The organism is Microbacterium sp. 69-10 (assembly GCF_001897945.1).
Lineage (GTDB): Bacteria > Actinomycetota > Actinomycetes > Actinomycetales > Microbacteriaceae > Microbacterium.
In genome coordinates this window covers 123,283-127,048 of record NZ_MKRT01000001.1, presented here as the reverse complement: position 1 = coordinate 127,048, position 3,766 = coordinate 123,283, and the positions used below count along the sequence as shown (strand labels likewise).

Below are 3,766 nucleotides of genomic sequence, written 5' to 3'. Positions count from 1 at the left end.
AGCCGATGGCGGGTGCCCAGCCCACGACGCGGGGCTGCGTGTGCGCGGCGAGCGTGAACGTCCAGGGGTCGGCGCTCGCGTTCGCGTCGCCCTTGGTGTGGAAGACGCGGCCGCCGGGGGCCGACGCGTCCCGTGTGATCGACTCGATGCGGTGGGTCACCAGCTCGGTGACGCCGGAGTCGGCCGGCGGCAGGTAGGTGATGACGTCGCCGACTTTCAGCTCCGAGACGGGCACCTGTCGTTCGAAGACCAGGGTGCCTCGCTCGAAGGTGCCGGACATGGATCCGCCCGTGATGACGTAGCGGTCCAGACCGAGCAGGCCGGGGACGAGCATGAGCGCCACGATCCCCATCGCGATGATCGCGACGATCGTGATCAGCGAGTTCGCGAATCGTCGTGTCCTCTGCATGGCGCTCATGCTCGTCCTCTCTTCCGGTCTTCGGGTGACCGGTTTCAGAGTGATCGGGGCGCGGTGGGTTGCGCCCCGATCACTGGTCACTGGTTGGTCGTGGTCGCAGCGGTCTGCGTCGAGTTCCAGGTGTACGTGGCCGAGGCGGTCTTGCCCTGCTCGGCGTTGCTCGCGGACTGCACGAGCGTGGTGCTGAAGGTGTAGTCGCGGGCCTCGCCGGGGGCGAAGGTGCCGAGCTTCAGCGGGCCGGCGGCGGTCAGGTCGCCGAAGGTGCCGGACCAGACGGGCGTCGCGGAGCCGGCGCGGGTGATCACGAGGCCCAGGTCGGCCTTGGTGACGAAGCCGTTGGTGGCGTTCTCGGTGAGTGCGAAGTCGGCCGGCAGGCTGCCCGAGTTGGTGATGGTCACGGTTCCGTTGAGCGTGTCACCCGGCTTGAGGTTCGCAGCGTTGAAGATCGCGCTGCCCGACTTGGAGTTGCTCTGCGTCAGGGTGCCGGTGCTGAACGCGTTGGCGGAGTTGACGGAGTTGGCGACGAAGTCGGCGCCGGATCCGACCGTGACCGCGGCGGCGATGAGCAGGCCCGCGAGCGGCACGATCAGGCGCTTGCGCGAGCGGGCCGGGGTCTCGGTCTGAGCGGTGATGCTGTCGTTCATCAGGGATTCCTTCTCGTTGAGGTGGTGTGCCGAGCGGTGGGGGGAAGCTCGTAGGACTCAAGCTACGGAGGCGCGCGCCACGTCCGATCCACGCCCGGGTAACACGGAGGCCAGCGTTCGGACACAGCTCTGCGGTCCGGCAACAGCACCGTTACGCTGAAGACGTGCTTCTCAGCGACCGCGACATCAAGGCAGAACTCGCATCGGGCCGCATCGGGCTGTCCCCGTACGACGAGGAGATGGTGCAGCCGTCGAGCGTGGACGTGCGCCTGGATCGGTACTTCCGGCTGTTCGACAATCACAAGTACCCGTTCATCGACCCCTCGGTGGAACAGCCCGAGCTGACGCGCATGATCGAGGTCGACCCGGATGAGCCGTTCATCCTGCACCCGGGGGAGTTCGCCCTCGGGGCCACCTTCGAGCAGGTCTCACTGCCCGACGACATCGCGGCGCGACTCGAGGGCAAGTCGTCGCTCGGCCGCCTGGGCCTGATCACGCATTCGACCGCAGGCTTCGTCGACCCCGGCTTCACCGGCCACGTGACCCTGGAGCTCGCGAACGTGGCGACCCTGCCGATCAAGCTGTGGCCGGGCATGAAGATCGGCCAGTTCTGCTTCTTCCGGCTCACCTCGCCGGCAGAGAACGCGTACGGCTCAGGCCCGTACGGCAACCGCTACCAGGGGCAGCGGGGACCCACGGCATCCCGTTCGTTCCTGAACTTCCACCGCACCGACGTGGGCACGACCGATGCGGGAGCGATCGGAGGCTGACATGGCAGATCCCGATGAGGGCGCACAGGAGCCGGAGGCCGCGAAGGCGGGCGTAGCCGAGGGTGCCGCACCGCCGTCGGGGGATGGTTCCGCTGCCGGAGTGGCGGACGCCGCGGTTCCCGATCTGGAGATCCCGGATGCCGAGACGGTCGTCCCCGACCTCGAGATCCCGGATGCCGATGTCCCGGAGCTGGATCAGCGTGAGCCGGTGATCCCGGACCCGGTGCTGCCGGAGTCGTTCCTGACCGAGCCCGTGATCCCGCCGCCGCCGGAGGACACGCCCGTGACGGGCGCCGACTGGCGCGAGAAGTGGCGGGACCGCTCCGGGCTGTCCGGATCCGACGCGTCCGGCGCCGAAGGCGATGAGCCCGCAGGCGCCTCGCCGGTCACCCGTGCTGCGCGGCGCGCGGCATCCGACCCCGTGACGGCGCCGCCGGTGCCGGAATCCGATCCCCGGCTGACCGCGCCGGAGCCCGACCCGGCTGTGGTGCCGCCGCCCTCGGGTGCGACGTCCGGCGGGTATCGCGGTCTGACGATCGCGATCTACGGTGTCCTCGGAGCGCTGCTGATCGGCGCCGTGGTGCTGATCTCCACGCTGCTGCGCTGAGCGCTCCGCTCGCTGCCGGACGTCCCGGACGAACGGTCGGATGCTCCGGACGCGTGGTCGGGTGCGGCATCCGCTCTTCGGGAACGCTGGAACCATGACCACCACCGCACCCCTGCCGACCGTCACAGAGACGGTGCGGCGCATGCCGTACGCCGCGCTGCTGACGATGATGGCGATGAGCTTCCTGCTCGTCAGCGCCGAGTTCCTGCCCAACGGCGTGCTCACCGAGATCGCGGCCGAGCTGGGCGTGACGCCCGGACAGGCGGGGCAGCTGGTCACGGTCACCGCGCTCGCGGGGCTGGTCGTCGCACCCACGATCGGGCTGGCGCTTCCTCGGCTGGACCGTCGCACCCTGCTGGTGTGGATGGCGGTGCTCGCCGCGGTCTCGAACCTGGTCGTCGCGATCGCGCCCAGCCTGGCGCTCATGCTCGTGGCGCGCGTGCTGCTGGGCGCTGCGCTCTCGGGCTTCTGGACCATGTCGATCACGGTGGCCGCTCGTATCGCCGGGCCCGAGCGGCTGGGGCGCGCGGTGATGTTCACGTCGGCCGGCACGTCGCTGGCGACTGTCGCCGGTGTTCCGGTGGGCGTGATGCTCAGCGAGTTGCTCGAGTGGCGCGGCGTGTTCGGGATCGCCGCGGGTGCCACCGCGCTGCTCGCGATCGGCCTGCGCACTCTGCTGCCGTCGGTCCCCGCCGAGAACGCCGCCCGTATCTCGGTGCTCGTCGAGACGCTGCGTCGTCCTGGCATCGGCCTCGGGGTCGTGGGGCATGTGCTGGTGATCTTCGGGCACGCGCTGGCGTACACCTACATCCGGCTGGCACTGGAGCGGGTGCAGGCCGACGGCGCCGCGATCGACGAGGGCACGATCATCGTGCTGCTGGCGGTGTTCGGGATCGGCGGGTTCATCGGCAACCTCGTGATCGGCGCGGGGATCGACCGCACCTATCGCGTGCTGGCGGTGGTCACTCCGCTGGTCATCGCCGTGGCAGTGCTTGTGATCATCCTGGGCGCCGGGTCGCTGTGGACCGTCGGGGTCGTCGCGTTCGTGTGGGGCTTCTTCTTCGCCTCGTGGCTGCTGATCGTGAACACCTGGGTGGGGCACCGGATGCCCGATCGCCTGGAGGCGGGCGGCGGACTCGTGGTGGTGGGGTTCCAGGCCGGGATCATGCTCGCCGCGGGTGTGGGCGGGATGCTGGTGGATGCCATCGGCATCGAGCTCGCGTACGCCGTGGGTGCCGCGATGCTGACCGTGGGGGCGGTGCTGTTCGGCATCTCGGGTCGCTGGGGGCGCTGAGCGGCGGGACGCCGCGCCAGGGGGTGCCACGGC

The 3,766-nt window shown here is 70.0% G+C and carries 5 protein-coding genes; 3 read left to right on the top strand and 2 right to left on the bottom strand.

Annotation, left to right across the window (positions count from 1 at the left end; all coding sequences use genetic code 11):
- On the bottom strand, positions 1-418 hold a 418-nt coding region (locus BGN97_RS00655; RefSeq protein WP_292697138.1), incomplete at its 3' end, for a signal peptidase I.
- A 77-nt stretch (positions 419-495) separates the two neighbouring features.
- Entirely contained in the window at positions 496-1,062 is a 567-nt protein-coding gene (locus BGN97_RS00650) for a TasA family protein (RefSeq protein ID WP_292697136.1), read from the bottom strand.
- 164 nt (positions 1,063-1,226) lie between these two features.
- Here BGN97_RS00650 and dcd point away from each other — a divergent pair, with 164 nt between their 5' ends.
- The 3 genes from dcd to BGN97_RS00635 all read left to right on the top strand — a co-directional run bounded on the left by dcd (position 1,227) and on the right by BGN97_RS00635 (position 3,733).
- Entirely contained in the window at positions 1,227-1,832 is a 606-nt protein-coding gene (gene dcd, locus BGN97_RS00645; RefSeq protein WP_292697134.1) for a dCTP deaminase, read from the top strand.
- A gap of 1 nt (position 1,833) precedes the next feature.
- A complete protein-coding gene (locus BGN97_RS00640) occupies positions 1,834-2,439 on the top strand; it encodes a hypothetical protein (protein WP_292697132.1) in 606 nt (201 codons plus the stop codon).
- Between the two features lie 94 nt (positions 2,440-2,533).
- Complete coding sequence (locus BGN97_RS00635) at positions 2,534-3,733, top strand: MFS transporter (protein WP_292697130.1); 1,200 nt, start codon at positions 2,534-2,536, stop codon at positions 3,731-3,733.
- The last annotated feature ends 33 nt before the right edge of the window (positions 3,734-3,766 follow it).

What these genes read in the sequence shown, in the direction of transcription:
- BGN97_RS00650 (WP_292697136.1), bottom strand. Translation starts at nt 1,062, where the DNA reads ATGAACGACAGCATCACCGCTCAGACCGAGACCCCGGCCCGCTCGCGC.
- BGN97_RS00640 (WP_292697132.1), top strand. Translation starts at nt 1,834, where the DNA reads ATGGCAGATCCCGATGAGGGCGCACAGGAGCCGGAGGCCGCGAAGGCG.
- BGN97_RS00635 (WP_292697130.1), top strand. Translation starts at nt 2,534, where the DNA reads ATGACCACCACCGCACCCCTGCCGACCGTCACAGAGACGGTGCGGCGC.